At 32.6% G+C, this 15,079-nt stretch carries 10 protein-coding genes and 2 tRNA genes; 7 read left to right on the forward strand and 5 right to left on the reverse strand.

Going from position 1 to position 15,079, the window contains the following annotated elements:
• Nucleotides 1-25: 25 nt before the first annotated feature.
• Entirely contained in the window at nt 26-1,246 is a 1,221-nt protein-coding gene (locus SHI72_RS00345; RefSeq protein ID WP_323488685.1) for an MFS transporter, read from the forward strand.
• Nucleotides 1,236-3,101 (forward strand): alpha,alpha-trehalase, encoded by a 1,866-nt coding sequence (locus tag SHI72_RS00350; protein ID WP_323488686.1) that lies wholly within the window; start codon nt 1,236-1,238, stop codon nt 3,099-3,101. Before SHI72_RS00345 ends, SHI72_RS00350 begins: the two co-directional genes overlap by 11 nt.
• A 300-nt stretch (nt 3,102-3,401) precedes the next feature.
• Here SHI72_RS00350 and SHI72_RS00355 read toward each other — a convergent pair whose 3' ends face one another.
• A complete protein-coding gene (locus tag SHI72_RS00355) occupies nt 3,402-6,041 on the reverse strand; it encodes an AsmA-like C-terminal region-containing protein (protein ID WP_323488687.1) in 2,640 nt (879 codons plus the stop codon).
• A gap of 545 nt (nt 6,042-6,586) precedes the next feature.
• Nucleotides 6,587-8,350, reverse strand: coding sequence for a signal peptide peptidase SppA (gene sppA / locus SHI72_RS00360; protein WP_323488689.1), 1,764 nt, complete (start codon nt 8,348-8,350; stop codon nt 6,587-6,589).
• A 136-nt stretch (nt 8,351-8,486) separates the two neighbouring features.
• On the opposite strand from sppA, the gene folK reads away from it, so the two are divergent.
• A complete protein-coding gene (gene folK, locus SHI72_RS00365) occupies nt 8,487-9,620 on the forward strand; it encodes a 2-amino-4-hydroxy-6-hydroxymethyldihydropteridine diphosphokinase (protein ID WP_323488690.1) in 1,134 nt (377 codons plus the stop codon).
• On the opposite strand, the gene SHI72_RS00370 is transcribed toward folK, so the two are convergent.
• The 3 genes from SHI72_RS00370 to SHI72_RS00380 all read right to left on the reverse strand — a co-directional run bounded on the left by SHI72_RS00370 (nt 9,621) and on the right by SHI72_RS00380 (nt 11,272).
• Nucleotides 9,621-10,214 carry a CHAP domain-containing protein gene (locus SHI72_RS00370; protein WP_323488691.1) on the reverse strand — a complete coding sequence of 198 codons (594 nt, stop codon included), beginning with the start codon at nt 10,212-10,214 and terminating at the stop codon, nt 9,621-9,623.
• A 22-nt stretch (nt 10,215-10,236) separates the two neighbouring features.
• Complete coding sequence (locus SHI72_RS00375; protein WP_039114787.1) at nt 10,237-10,773, reverse strand: RNA methyltransferase; 537 nt, start codon at nt 10,771-10,773, stop codon at nt 10,237-10,239.
• 79 nt (nt 10,774-10,852) lie between these two features.
• Nucleotides 10,853-11,272 (reverse strand): DUF1573 domain-containing protein, encoded by a 420-nt coding sequence (locus tag SHI72_RS00380; RefSeq protein WP_039114786.1) that lies wholly within the window; start codon nt 11,270-11,272, stop codon nt 10,853-10,855.
• Nucleotides 11,273-11,430: 158 nt separating this feature from the next.
• On the opposite strand from SHI72_RS00380, the gene mutS reads away from it, so the two are divergent.
• From mutS to SHI72_RS00400, 4 genes are all read left to right on the forward strand, one after another.
• Entirely contained in the window at nt 11,431-14,040 is a 2,610-nt protein-coding gene (gene mutS / locus SHI72_RS00385) for a DNA mismatch repair protein MutS (RefSeq protein WP_323488692.1), read from the forward strand.
• A 150-nt stretch (nt 14,041-14,190) separates the two neighbouring features.
• Nucleotides 14,191-14,263, forward strand: a tRNA-Gly gene (locus SHI72_RS00390).
• 14 nt (nt 14,264-14,277) lie between these two features.
• Nucleotides 14,278-14,363: transfer RNA gene (locus tag SHI72_RS00395), tRNA-Leu, on the forward strand.
• A gap of 172 nt (nt 14,364-14,535) precedes the next feature.
• Entirely contained in the window at nt 14,536-14,910 is a 375-nt protein-coding gene (locus tag SHI72_RS00400) for a DUF1508 domain-containing protein (RefSeq protein ID WP_323488693.1), read from the forward strand.
• Nucleotides 14,911-15,079: the final 169 nt, after the last annotated feature.

The following is a 15,079-nucleotide window of genomic DNA, read 5'->3' on the forward strand; positions in this document are numbered from 1 at the left end:
TTCGTTAGTAAATCAATATGTTAAGATGAAAAAAGCAGGAATAACAGCAGTATTATATCTCAATTACTTTGTATTTGCAATATTACTAAACAGCGTTGGGATAGTGATTTTAAAAGCGCAAAAAAATTATGGCGTAAATGAATTACAAGCTAGTATTCTAGAAGCTTTTAAGGATTTGCCTATTGCAATTGTATCGTTTTTAATAGCTTCATTTTTACCAAGAATAGGCTATAAAAAAGCAATGCTTATCGGGTTAGGATTGGTAACTTTTGCCTGTATTGCCATGTATTATGGCAACTCTTTTAATTATGCTAAATTGCTTTTTGCAACCGTTGGAGTTTCTTTTGCTTTGATAAAAGTATCCGTTTATTCGCTTATTGGTACAGTAACCAATAATCAGAAAGAGCACAACGCTTTGATGAGTAGTGTAGAAGGTGTTTTTATGATAGGAATTGCACTGGCATATTTTTTATTTCCAGCTTTTAATAATGATACTAATCCCGATTCCTGGCTTAATGTATATTGGTTTTTAGCTTTATTGACATTACTATCATTTGGCTTTTTATTCTTTATAAAAATAGAAAAACCTGTAGAAATTTCTGGGGCTAATCTTGCTGATGATTTTGTGCAAATGATAAAACTAATGGCAAAATCATTAGTTATAGTTTTTGTAGTAAGTGCTTTTTTATTCGTAATGATTGAGCAGGGAATCATGTCTTGGTTGCCAACATTTAATGATAAAGTACTTCACCTATCAGAGAATAATAGTATAATGATGGCAAGTATTCTGGCTATTTCATTGGCAATAGGAAGAATCTTGGCGGGAGAAATCACCAAAAAAATAAACTGGATTTGGGTATTGAGTTTCTGTATTATATGCGCTATGCTCATTGTGATTTTTGTATTGCCAAAAGCAGTAGGACTAGAGGTGAAAACGATTCATTCCTTTAGTGAAATTCCATTAATAGGTTTTGCATTTCCGCTCGTAGGGTTATTTATTGCACCTATTTATCCATTGCTCAATTCGGTTATATTAAGTGCTTTGCCTAAAAAGTTACATAGCTCCATGACCGGATTAATTGTAGTGTTTTCTGCATTGGGAGGAACAATAGGTTCAAGGATAATAGGATGGCTATTCCAAAATCAAGGACCACAAAATGCATTTTATTACACATTGATTCCGATGTCATTATTATTGGTCTCATTCTTTATATTAAAAAAAATAACTACTAAAAATGAAATTTAAACTAAACATAAATCAGACGCTTCAGAGATTATTAGCACAAGAAGATACGGATGGTGATAAAAAAATTACGATTGACGATAATGGGCCAAAAAGTTTTTTATTAGAAGACGAAAATGGAAATTCTCTAAATGTTGAAGGAACTTATTATTTGTCTAATTTATTACAGGAATTGGCATTGGCTAAAAAAAGCAATTCAGAATTTGCAGAAATAGATAGTGCCGAAATAATAGAGAATCCTGTAAGCCGTATTTCCAGAAAAATAAAGGATTTATATTGGAATGGATTAACGAGAACTATCGATGCAAAAGGCGTTGCAAAAATTGTAGAAGATGAAAAAATAGAAAATGCAATTTCTTATTTATATGTTCCCGCAACAGATGCTGTAGCTTTTGAGTATTTTAAAAATTTAGAAGCATCCATTCCGAAGTTAAAAGTGGTTCAGCTAGCCGAAAATATTTCATCAGAATATGTTTTGACTTTAAATAAAAAACCTGGGATTTTGGCTCTGGCATTGCAACAAGATAATAAGGAGATGAAAGGTATTCCGTTTGTAGTTCCGGGAGGCAGGTTTAACGAAATGTATGGTTGGGATAGCTACTTTATTGCTATTGGACTTTTACTAGATAATAAACCAGAACTTGCGGTAGGGATTGCCGAGAATTTTAAATATCAAATAGACCATTATGGCAAGATTCTTAATGCCAATAGAAGTTATTATTTAACGAGAACACAACCACCGTTATATACTTCTTTAATTGTTGCGATTACAAAAAAATCTAAGCCAGAAAAAGACTGGATTACAAGACATCTTCATACTGCAATAAAAGAATATCAAACCGTTTGGATGCAAGAAGGGAAGAGGCTTACGCCAAATGGACTAAACCGATATAAAGCGGAAGGAATTGGACTTCCGTTTGAAGTTGAGGTAGGACATTTTGATGATGTTCTGGAAAAATACGCGTTGTTATATAATTTACCATTAAGAGAATTTGAAAAGAAATATCTTGATAGAGAAATTACCGATGCAAGTCTGGATGCTTATTTTGTTCACGATCGCAGCATGCGAGAAAGTGGTCATGATACAACCAATCGATTTGTAAATGTTTGTGCCGATTTAAACACGATAGATTTAAATAGTTTACTTTATAAATACGAAACGGATATTGCTTTCCTGATTGAAACAGAGTTTGATAATCAATTTACAGATGAGAAACACACAACATATTCTAGTGAATATTGGAAAGAAAAAGCAGCTTTAAGAAAAGAAAAAATTAATGAATTGCTTTGGGATAAGAATGCAGGGATTTATTATGATTATAATTTTATAAAAAATGAACCGCATCCATTTGATGCAGCAGCAACATTTTATCCGCTTTGGGCAAAATTATGTAGCAAAGAGCAAGCGGAAGTTTTGGTAAAAAAGGTGTTGCCTAAATTTAAATTAAAAGGAGGAATCGCAGGAAGTACCAAAGAGGCAATTGATGATCTAGATGTAAACTCGCCACAACGACAATGGGATTACCCTTTTGGATGGGCGCCACATCAAATGTTTTTATGGGAAGGATTACTAAACTATAATTATATAGATGAAGCTCAGGAAATGGTTTATAGATGGTTATGGCTTATTACTCGCAATGCGGTAGATTATAACGGAACTATTCCTGAGAAATTTAATTTAGAAACCAGTTCTCTTAAAATATTTGCCGAATATGGAAATGTAGGTACAGCATTCGATTATATTACCGAAGAAGGTTTCGGTTGGATGAATGCTTCATATCAGGTTGGATTAAGTATTTTAAAAACAGATTTAAAAGGTGAGTTAGATAAACTAACAGATCCAGATACATTGTTTTAGAACAAATAACAAAGAGGCTGTCCGAAAAATAATTTTCAGATAGTCTCTTTGTTTATTGAGATAATGCCTATTTTTTTAAAATTATTGATGAAGAAAGTCCCAGCGGGACGTTATATTTATAGTAATTTTAATTGTAATCAAAAGAAACCCCATCGAGGTGACATATATAGCAATCTAAAGGAAAATCAAAATATCGCTACGCTGTAGCAATTATCTATCATATCTTCTGAAAATTTCAAAAAAATAAAAGAGCCTAAGAATATTAATTCTTAGGCTCTTTTTTAATGTAATAATGAAATTTTATGGAGTCGTTGCTGGCTCTTCTTTTTTCTTTTTCTTAAACAAACCGTTTAATAAATCACTCGCTTTATTAGTTACTTCTTGAGTGGTTTTTTCTTTATTTGCAGCACCCGCTTTAGTCGTATCTTTCGATTTGGTGTTTTTATTAATCAAATCAGTTAAAGCATTTGTACCTTGTTTTGTGAGCTTATCTTTTTGCTGATTTACCAATTGAGTGGTTAAACTCGTAACGGCACTTTTCATATCAGTAGAAACTTTCGGGTTAGAAAAATTCCCAGTCAATAATGCGTTAATCGGGATATTTTGCAATTTAGCAGCATCGGCAGGAGACATTTTAGCAATAAAAGCATTTGCCTCAGATCCAAGATATTTTGCAGGAACATCTAATTTGATATTATAGTTCATGGTTTGGTCAAAACCATGAGTTCCGCCAACAGTGATTTTAATATCTTGATATTTAATGTCAAATGGTTTTACATTTACTTTTCCATTGTCAAAAGTTAGTGCCGCTTTAATATCATTCAAATTCACTTTATTCATATCGATGAATTTAATATTTGAAGTTAAAGCATTTAATACAGTTGAATTTTTAGAGTTTATAGTAGTCGAAAGTAATTGTCCTAATAAATCTCCTGAAATCGAATTTAAGTCGGGAGTTAATTCCTTCGCATCTAGATTTCCGTTAAGTTTAATAGTCGAATTTAATTTACCATTGATGATTCCTGCTATCGGAGCAATTTTTTTCATCATATCTAGTTGCGTAAAAGTCTGTGCAATATCAACCTGATTAAATCCTAAATTCATATCAAAAGTAGGCACTTTGGCTTTTGTAGAAACAGTTCCGTTTACACCAATTGTACCTCCAAAAATTGATGTTTTAAAGTTTTCTAAAGTTGCTTTTTCGTCCTTTACAATTATCTTTCCGGATACATCTTTCAATTTTAAATTATCATATACAACCGTATTTGCTTTAGCCGTTAATGAACAATTTAAGAAAGCCGGAATTTTCATTGCTTCAGCTGGTTTTGCCTTAGCTTTAGTCTCAGTTTCTGTTTTAGCTGGAGCAGGTTCTCCTGTAGTCATAAAGTCATCAACAACCAATTGGTTTGAACTCATGTTGAAGTTTCCTCTTAACTCTTGTTTCTTAAACATAAAACCGTAGAAGTTTTCAAGAACACCATTAATGCTAATATCACTTTTTCCAGTTGTAGCATCAAATTGTTTTAAGTTAATCGTACTAGGATTAAACTGAACCAATGCAGTACTAATATTCATCGATTTGTTGTTCTCATCTGTATATTTAAAACCAGATAAGCTCATTGTACCCGCATTTTTTATGTTTTGGTATTGACTTTTTTCAACCGAAGCCATATCAAAATTAGTAGTTACATCGGCTTTTAAAATTCCAGCCAATGGTTTATCCATTTTTATAGGATACGCTTTAGAAAGGTTGGCTAAGTTAATAGTTCCTTTTAAGGCAGCATCTACAATAGGGTTTACAGTAATGTTTTTGATATTTGCTTTAGCATTAAAAACATCCTGATCAATCTTGAACGAAAGTTTATCTAAATTTACATAAGTATCATTTAAAATCCCCGTTTCGTTTATAATCTTAGTATCGATTACAATGTTTTGAACTGATTTTGGTAAGTTTGGATATTTAAAAGAAGCATTGTTGGATGCAATTGCAACATTAAATTTAGGAACAGTAGTGTCAGATAATAATCCTTTAGCAAATCCTGCAACAGTAAAATCTCCTGTAGTTTTTACACCATCTAATCCAGATGCATATGCAGAAGGGATTAAACCTAAGAAGTTTGTAAACGATGAGGTTGGAGTCTTAAACTTCAAATCATATTGTTGACCTTCTTTAAGCATTTGGATAAAACCATCAAATTCTAATGGTAATTGATTAATTAAAGCTTTGTTCTCTTTAAAGGTATATTTACTTTTATCTAAATCGATACCTAAAACCGCATCAAGAGTTAATGATACATTTTTCATGTAATTTATCTTGTCCATATCCAAGGATACTTTTGCAGTCGATTTTGTAGTTAAGTCCAATTGTGAAGCTGTGAAATCTCCTTTTCCTTCGTGGTTTAAACTATCGATAACCATTTTAATTTTAGAACCCTGATCAAAATATCTAAAAGTGAAATTTTCGATTTTATACCCTTTTATTTTTAAAGAAAGAGGCTTGCTATCTGTTTTGTCTTCCTTTTTAGAGTTGTTTTTTATAGCAATGTCAAAATTTCCAACACCATTTTTGTCGAATATAATATTCACTAATCCGTTTTTGGTATCAATTCCTTGAATGCTCAAAGGTTCGTCTTTTCCTTTGAAAAGTTCTTTGATGCTCATTTTTAAATTCAACTCACCTAAAGAAATAAGTGTATCTCCCTCAAAAGGAGCTTTGTTTATAATCACTAATTTTTCGATAGAAACGTTAGCATTCGGGAAGTTTTTAAATAAACTCAAATCGGCATCAACAAAACTAACCTTAGCGTCAACACTCTCATTGATAGCTTCGGATATTTTGGCTTTTATCTGATCTTTAAAAAAATACGGAATGGCAAATAGTGTTGCAATCAGTAAAACAATTACTATTCCTGCGATTTTTAGAATTTTCTTTACATTCATATACTGAGTTATTTGGATTCAATTATTGCAAGCAAATTTTATGCCTGCTTCTTGCAAAAATAGACTTTTATGCGTAATCCTCTTTGTAATTTTTTCATAAAAAGGAATTTCAACATAATTATTTGTGGGATTTATCTGTTTTTTAACTGCAAAAAAAATAGCCTACTGCATATCGAGGGGCGACTATGAGTAAGCTATTCAAAAAAATAAACAGGTTATATTCGTTAAGAACTTTACCTGCGTAAAGTGTCTTAAATACTTGTATAAGTATACTTCTAATATTTTGCTAAAGTAGCTACAACATATACTTACATGTGTTACCAGTAAATTAAACCTGAGTTAACTTTAAGCGATTTAAGTAGCAACTATTGTATAATGTCGTGTTTGAAAATTTGACAAAATAAAACAACAGATTGATTTCAAACTATTATTCCCAATATTGATTCTTTTGACTTTACGACATTTAAACTTTTGACTTACTTATGTAAAATAAAAAATCCGTTTAAGTTAGACTCAAACGGATTGTAGTTATAATGAAGTTGTAATTATTGAATGTTAATTTGAAACGGAATCATGGCTTGTACGCCTTTCTTGTTTTGTAACCTTTTTATTTGTTCAATAATAACATAATTGTCTTCGCCTATTTCTTCTTTAAGGAAAGCTTCTTTAGATTTTGCAAATGGTAAGTTTTGCAACATATCATTAAATTTCTTATCGTATTCTGGATAGTTTTGTGTACTGAAACTTTTTATTTTAGCCAGACTTGCAGCTTCGGCAATAGCGTCATTTAAACCACCAATTTTATCTACAAGACCAATTTTTACAGCCTCAGAACCAGACCAAACTCTTCCTTGTGCAATAGCATCTACTTGCTCAAAAGTCATTTTTCTTCCTTCGGCAACATGAGATACAAATGTTTTGTAAATATGTTCAACGCTTTCTAGTGTTACGGCTTTAAAGTTTTCATCCATAGGCACAAACGGACTATATCTGGCTGAGTTTTCGTGAGTTTTTACTTGTTCAGTATTAATTCCTAGTTTAGTTGCTAGAGGAGTAAAGTTTGGTAACACACCAAAAACTCCGATAGAACCTGTTATTGTATTGCTTTCGGCAAATATTTTATTAGCGTTACATGCAATATAATATCCTCCTGATGCAGCATAATTACCCATAGAAACAACTACAGGTTTTACTTTTTTGGTTAATTCTATTTCTCTCCAAATCAAATCAGAAGTTAAGGCACTTCCACCCGGACTGTCGATTCTTAATACAATTGCTTTCACATCTTCATTTTTGCGAGCTTCTTGCAAAGAACGACGCATAGATCCTTCGCCAATAACGGTAACATCACCTTCGCCACTTTGTATTTCTCCTTGTGCATAAATAATCGCTATTTGGTCGCCAGAAGTGTCTGAACTCATTGCAGTAGTAATAATGTTTTGAGTATAATCAGAAATAGAGATTTTATTATAATCTTCATCACCAGTTACTTTTAATGCTTTTTTGATGGCATTATGATACACATCTTCGTAAGCGATAACATCTATAAGACGTTCTGCTTTTGCCATTTCAGGAGTTCTGGCCAAAAGACCATTTGCGATTTCATTTAATCGCGTAACTGGAATGTTTCGGCTTTTAGAAATATCAGCAACTACAGAGCTCCATATTGAGTTTAATAAAGCGCCAGTTTGTTCTCTGTTGGCATCACTCATTTTATTTTCAAGAAATGGTTCAACAGCACTTTTGTATTTTCCATGACGAATTACTTCCATATGGATACCTGATTTATCCTGAAAATCTTTAAAGAACATAATTTCTGATGATAGTCCTTTAAAATCTAAATCTCCAACAGGATTTAAATAAATAGTATTCGCAACGGAGTTTAAATAATATTCTTTTTGCGAATAAGCATTAGAATAAGCCATTACAAATTTTCCTGATTTTTTAAAACTTTCAAGAGCATTACGTAATTCTTTACTTTGTGCCATTCCTAAAGAAGATACATCATTAAGGATAGAGATTCCTTTTATGTTTTCATCAGTTTTTGCAACTTCTATAGCATTAATAATATCTGTTAAGCCAATGCTTTTTTGCTCTGAAAAAATAGTAACCCAAGGGTCTTTATATTTCCCTGCATAATCATTTTGTATTTTTCTTAAATCGAGCTCAATTACAGAGTCACTTTTTATTGTAACAGCATTACTGTCGCCACCAAAAACTGCGGCTAATAACATTATTCCGAAAAAGGATAGCATGAAAAAAACAAAAATACCGATTACGGTAGCTAGTACATTTCCTAAAAATTTCATAATTACATTTTTTTAATAAGTAGCAAAAAAGCTAAAATGTTACAAATCGCGACTTTATATTTTTTTATTTTGTTATAAGTCGTTACACAAATATATTGCTATTTCTAAAATACTTTTAGTTAATTTGCATCTAATTATGAAATCACAGCATCAGGTCGTTTTATCACTAGGAAGTAACCAGGGAAACAGGTTAGAAAATATCGAAAACTGCATTAATTTGATACATCAGGAAATAGGAACTGTTGTTCAGGTTTCGAGATTATATGAAACACCTGCTTGGGGTTTTGAGAGTGATGCGTTCTATAATTGCGCTTTGGTTTTACACACAAATACATCGGCACAAAAAATATTAAATCAGGTTTTAAAAGTCGAAAAGCAATTAGGGCGTATTCGTTCAGAACAACAAGGATATCAATCCAGGCTTATAGATATTGATGTGATTATTTTTGAAGATGAAGTTATTGATACTGATAAACTTCAGATTCCACATCCTTTGATGCAAAACCGAAATTTTGTTTTGTTGCCTATTCAGGATTTAAACTTAAACTGGAAACATCCGATTCTTCAAAAAACAATTCCAGAATTAATTGCAATAACACCCGACGATAGTGTTTGTACGGTTGTTCAGAATCTGAAAAATCCATTGCAGGAAATTCCGATGCAGCGATTTAATTATATTGCTTTTGAAGGGAATATTGGTGCAGGAAAAACAACTTTGGTTCATAAAATAGCCGACGATTTTAATGCCAAAACCGTATTAGAACGTTTTGCAGATAATCCCTTTTTACCTAAATTCTACAAAGATCAAAACCGATATGCTTTTCCGCTCGAAATGTCTTTTCTTGCAGATCGTTATCAGCAATTATCAGATGATTTAGCTCAGTTTGATTTGTTTAAAGATTTTATCGTAGCCGATTATCATATTTTTAAATCATTAATTTTTGCCAAAATTACACTTGCCGAAGATGAATATCGCTTGTATCGCAACTTGTTTGATATTATCTATAAGGAAATGCCAAAACCAGATTTGTATGTTTATTTATATCAAAATACAGAGCGGTTACTGCACAATATAAAAAAACGTGGCAGAAGTTACGAGCAAAATATTTCGGCAGATTATTTAGATAAAATCAACAATGGATATTTAGAATATATTAAATCACAACCAGATTTAAATGTACTGATTATTGATGTTTCAGATCGTGATTTTGTGAAAAGACATGAAGACTATCTTTTTGTTTTGGAAGAAATTCAGAAGAAAATAGGGTAGTTATTCTTTTCTTAGCCAACCCAAAATTCGATCATTGCCAATTATCCATTTGCCTTCTTTTTCAATTAAAGAAAAAACTTCTCTCGATTTGCTAAACGGACCTGGATTTTGCTGTATTATTTCAATCTCATTATCAGTAACATTCGAAACAATTGCAACGTGTCCAAATCGGTTAAAGATGGTTCCGCTATAAATTAAAAGATCATCAGCTTTTGGTTTGCTCACACTAGGGTTGGTATATTGTACCAAATCTCTCTTTTCGTTTCTTTGGCCATCTTTAAGATCTGCGTTAAAAAAGTCTTTGGCATGACCGTAACTATCAGGCATTTTATGGTTAAAATGTTCGTAATAATATCTTTTTACAAATTCTACACATTGGTATTTTAAACCAAGATTGTAATTGTCTGTAGTAAGATTTCTATCAGTAACATTATTTACTCCACCATTGTAATATACGCGAACACCATTTAAGCTATCCAGAGGTTGGCCTATGGTATGTTCTGTATTAAAATTGAATTTTTTAAAAGCCCATATTCCAGAGAAAAGAAATATCGATACTCCAATTAAGATATAAGTCCTGCGTTTAAGTTTCATTGTAATAGTAATGTCGTTGTTTTTATTTTGGCCAATTCATTTTCTGGAATAAATCCCAAACAACGATCCCTGCACTTACAGATATATTAAGGGAATGTTTAGTTCCTAATTGCGGAATTTCAATACAACCATCGCAAATGGCAACGGCTTCCTGAGCTACGCCATATACTTCGTTTCCAAAGACCAAAGCGTATTTTTTACCCTTTTCAACTTCAAAATCTTGTAGAAAAATGGCACTTTCTACTTGTTCGATAGCCAGAGTTGTAACGTTTTCTTTTTTTAGATTTTCAATTACTTCCAATACATTTTCATGATGTTCCCAAGTAACAGTTTCGGTTGCTCCAAGTGCCGTTTTATGGATTTCTTTGTTTGGTGGAGTAGCAGTAATACCACACAAGATTATTTTTTCTATCAAAAAAGCATCAGCAGTACGAAAAACAGAACCTATATTGTGTAAACTACGAATGTCGTCTAATACTAATATAAGAGGTGTTTTGTCTGAATTTTTAAAGTCGGCAATGGTTTTTCTTTCGAGTTCGCTGTTTTCGAGTTTTCTCATAATTGTTTTAAATTCTAGTAATAAAAAAAGCTTCCAAATATTAAGGAAGCTTTTCGTTTATTTTGTGTTGTTTTACGATTTAGCTTTTTGGAGCTTCATCTGCTAAAACTGTACCTTTAATAGTAAGTATTTTAGTTGGCTGTCCAGCTGCATTAGATGTAACTGTTACAGTTTTTGTAAATGCACCAACTCTGTCAGTAGCATATTTTACACCAATAATACCTTTAGCTCCTGGAGCGATAGGCTCTTTTGGAGAAGTTGGTACTGTACAACCACAAGAACCTTGTGTGTTAGTGATGATTAATGGTTTGTTACCGTTGTTAGTAAAAACAAATTCACGTTTTCCATCTGCATTGTGTGCAATTGTACCGTAATCTATAACTTCATTAACGAAAACCATTCCAGCACCATCAACTTTAGCAGCCTTAGCTTTAGCTTGAGCGTTAGATGTAGCAACACTTAACACTGTAAACATTGCAAGTAAAATTATTTTTTTCATTTTTAGTTTTATTTTTTAATTATTAACAAATTTATATAAAATAATGAAAACGAAACTTAAAATTGCCTTAAAAATATTTTAATTTTTTCAGGGATTCTTTATTCGCTTTAAAATTTATAAATTCGCTGTCATAAAATTTCATTTAAAAACATAGTAATTTGGCAGCGAAAGAGAAAGTGGTGAAAGAAACACCTTTAATGAAACAGTACAACGAAATCAAGAGAAAATATCCTGATGCATGTCTGCTTTTTAGAGTTGGCGATTTTTACGAAACCTTTGGGGAAGACGCTATTAGAGCTTCTAAAATTCTAGGAATAACATTAACGAAACGTGGAGCGGGTTCTGAAACCGAAACAGCTTTGGCTGGTTTTCCGCATCATTCTATTAATACATATTTACCAAAATTGGTAAAAGCAGGACTTCGTGTAGCGATTTGTGATCAGCTGGAAGATCCTAAAATGACCAAAACAATCGTAAAAAGAGGAGTTACAGAACTGGTTACTCCGGGAGTTTCTCTTAACGATGAAGTATTACAGTCGAAAACTAATAACTTTTTGGCATCGGTTTATTTTACTAATAAAAATATCGGTGTTTCATTTCTGGATGTTTCTACAGGAGAATTTCTTACTGCGCAAGGAAATGCGGAGTATATAGATAAGTTATTGCAAAATTTCAATCCAAGTGAAGTTTTAGTTCCAAAGCATAATAAGAGTGATTTTAAAGATGCCTTTGGAGAAGATTTTCATAGTTTTTATTTAGAAGATTGGATTTATAAGGAAGATTACGCTTTTGAGATTTTGACGAAACATTTTCAAACCGTTTCCTTAAAAGGTTTTGGAATCGAAGAGTTAAAAGAAGGAATCATTGCTTCGGGAGCAATCTTGTATTATTTATCCGAAACACAACATAATAGAGTACAGCATATAACTGCAATTCAGCGTATTGCCGAAGATGCTTATGTGTGGATGGATCGTTTTTCGATTCGTAATCTGGAATTGTATCATAGTTATAATCCAAATGCAGTTACGCTTTTGGATGTTATTGATAGAACGCTTTCGCCAATGGGTGGGCGTTTGCTAAAACGATGGTTGGCATTGCCTCTTAAAGATAGTAATAAGATAAAAAGCCGTCATGAAGTAGTAACGTATCTAAAGGAGAATCAAGAAGTATTACACGATATTCAGTATCAAATTAAGCAAATATCCGATTTAGAACGTTTGATTTCTAAAATTGCGGCGGGGAAGGTTTCTCCTCGTGAGATTGTTTATTTAAAGGAATCTCTGGATGCTATAATTCCGATAAAAGAACTTGCGCTTAAAAGCCCGCAAGAAGCGGTAAAAGTAATAGGAGATAGTTTGCATAGTTGTGAATTATTGCGTGAGAAAATTAAAACGACCTTAAATCAGGAATCAGCACCAGTATCTATTAATAAAGGAAATGCTATTGCAAAAGGGATCAGCGAAGAACTGGATGATTTGCGAGCAATATCGACTTCAGGAAAAGAATATTTAGAAGGGATTGAAACCAGAGAATCGCAAAGAACAGGAATTACTTCTTTGAAGATATCATTCAATAATGTTTTTGGGTATTATATAGAAGTTCGTAATACGCATAAAGATAAAGTACCTGCAGAATGGATTCGTAAACAAACGTTGGTAAATGCAGAGCGTTATATAACTGAGGAATTAAAAGAATACGAAACTAAAATTTTAGGAGCCGAAGAGAAAATTCATAAAATAGAGTTGGAGCTTTTTGAGCAATTAGTCTCTTGGATTACAACATATATCAAGCCCGTGCAAATGAATGCAAGCTTGGTAGCACAATTAGATTGCTTGTGTTCGTTTACGCAACTAGCAATCGAGAATAAATACGTTTGTCCGGAAATAGATGAAACTTTCGAATTAGAAATTAAAAACGGAAGGCATCCTGTTATCGAAAAACAATTACCAGTTGGAGTACCCTATATCGCTAATGATGTTTTCTTAGATAGAGAAACACAACAAATAATAATGATTACTGGACCCAACATGTCTGGTAAGTCTGCTATTTTGCGTCAAACAGCTTTAATTGTGTTGCTGGCTCAAATGGGAAGTTTTGTTCCTGCGGATAGTGTTAGGATGGGAATGGTTGATAAGATATTTACCAGAGTAGGAGCGTCTGATAATATTTCGATGGGAGAATCGACTTTTATGGTCGAGATGAACGAAACTGCTTCTATCCTGAATAATATCTCAGACAGAAGTTTGGTCTTGTTAGATGAGATAGGAAGAGGAACTAGTACTTATGATGGAATTTCGATTGCATGGGCAATTGCTGAGTTTTTACATGAGCATCCGTCAAGACCTAAGACTTTATTTGCTACGCATTATCACGAGTTAAATGAAATGACTGATTCGTTACCAAGAATCCAGAATTATAATGTTGCTGTAAAAGAATTAAAAGATACTGTCCTTTTTATCCGAAAACTGGTAAAAGGAGGTAGCGCACATAGTTTTGGTATTCATGTGGCAAAAATGGCTGGAATGCCTCAAATTGTAATCTTGAAAGCACAGAAGCTTTTAAAGAAACTAGAGAAGGATCATTCGAGCGATGCGTTAAACGGAGTTAAATCAGATAGTGATGAGATGCAAATGAGTTTCTTTAATCTGGATGATCCATTATTAGAAGAGATAAAAGAAGAGATCTTAAATCTTGATATAAATGCGATAACCCCAGTAGAAGCGCTGATGAAGCTTAATGAGATAAAAAGAATGATTACGAGGAAATAATTTCAATTTTTAAAGAATACGTTATCAGAATGTTATGTTTTTTGTGTAATTTTTTTTCAAAAAAGGCTTGTTTAATTCAATAAATGTCCTAAATTTGCACTCGCAATACAGAACAATTCAAGTGTTGTAGTTCTTAAATAAAAATGAAATGCGAAAATAGCTCAGTTGGTAGAGCGCGACCTTGCCAAGGTCGAGGTCGCGGGTTCGAGCCCCGTTTTTCGCTCAACACCACATAATGCTCGGATGGTGAAATTGGTAGACACGCTGGACTTAAAATCCAGTGAACAGCAATGTTCGTGCGGGTTCAAGTCCCGCTCTGAGTACTAAAAACCTCTTCTTTTTGAAGGGGTTTTTTTATTTTACAAAAGTTTGTAATCTTAAAAGTAAACTTAATAATACTTGATTATGAGTTTTGAATAAATCTTCGTTGGTTTTGAAATCAGTAATCTAGAAGTCTGGGGTTTTTAATCAACAATCTAAAAATTTAAAATATAAATGGGTGCTTTCGTGATAAGTAAGAGGTTTAATGATGAGTATAAATTTGTGTTTACTTCCAGAAAAGGCAAAGTGATATTTACAAGTTTGAGTTACGAGTTGAAGTTTGAGGGTGAAGAGGATATTGAGAAGTTTAAGGCAAATATTGATCAGGCTAGGTTTTTGAAATTTAAAGGTTCTGGTGGTAAGTATTTTTTTAAATTGATGTTGGGTGAGGTTCATTTTGCTACAAGTCGAAAATACACTACGGAATTGCTTTTGCAGAAAGGGGTTAAGGAAATAGTAACTTATGCTGCGAGGTCTGAAACTTTGGATTTTTCATCAAGTGAATCTATTTTTGAAGATGAAGTTGTTGAGGAGGAGATAGAAGATTAGGAAAGCGATAAATTCCAATAAAAAGAAATCCCAAATTCCAATACTGTAAAAGGTTGGGATTTGGGATTTTTTTTACTTTTTAAATTCTATTGCTTGAATTTGGACCCGGGCGATAGCGAACAGGCGAAGTAATTTTAAAATATTAGAATTTCAAAAATTATAAGCATAA

Origin of the sequence: Flavobacterium sp. PL02 (assembly GCF_035013205.1) — a bacterium.
In the GTDB taxonomy this organism is placed as follows: domain Bacteria; phylum Bacteroidota; class Bacteroidia; order Flavobacteriales; family Flavobacteriaceae; genus Flavobacterium.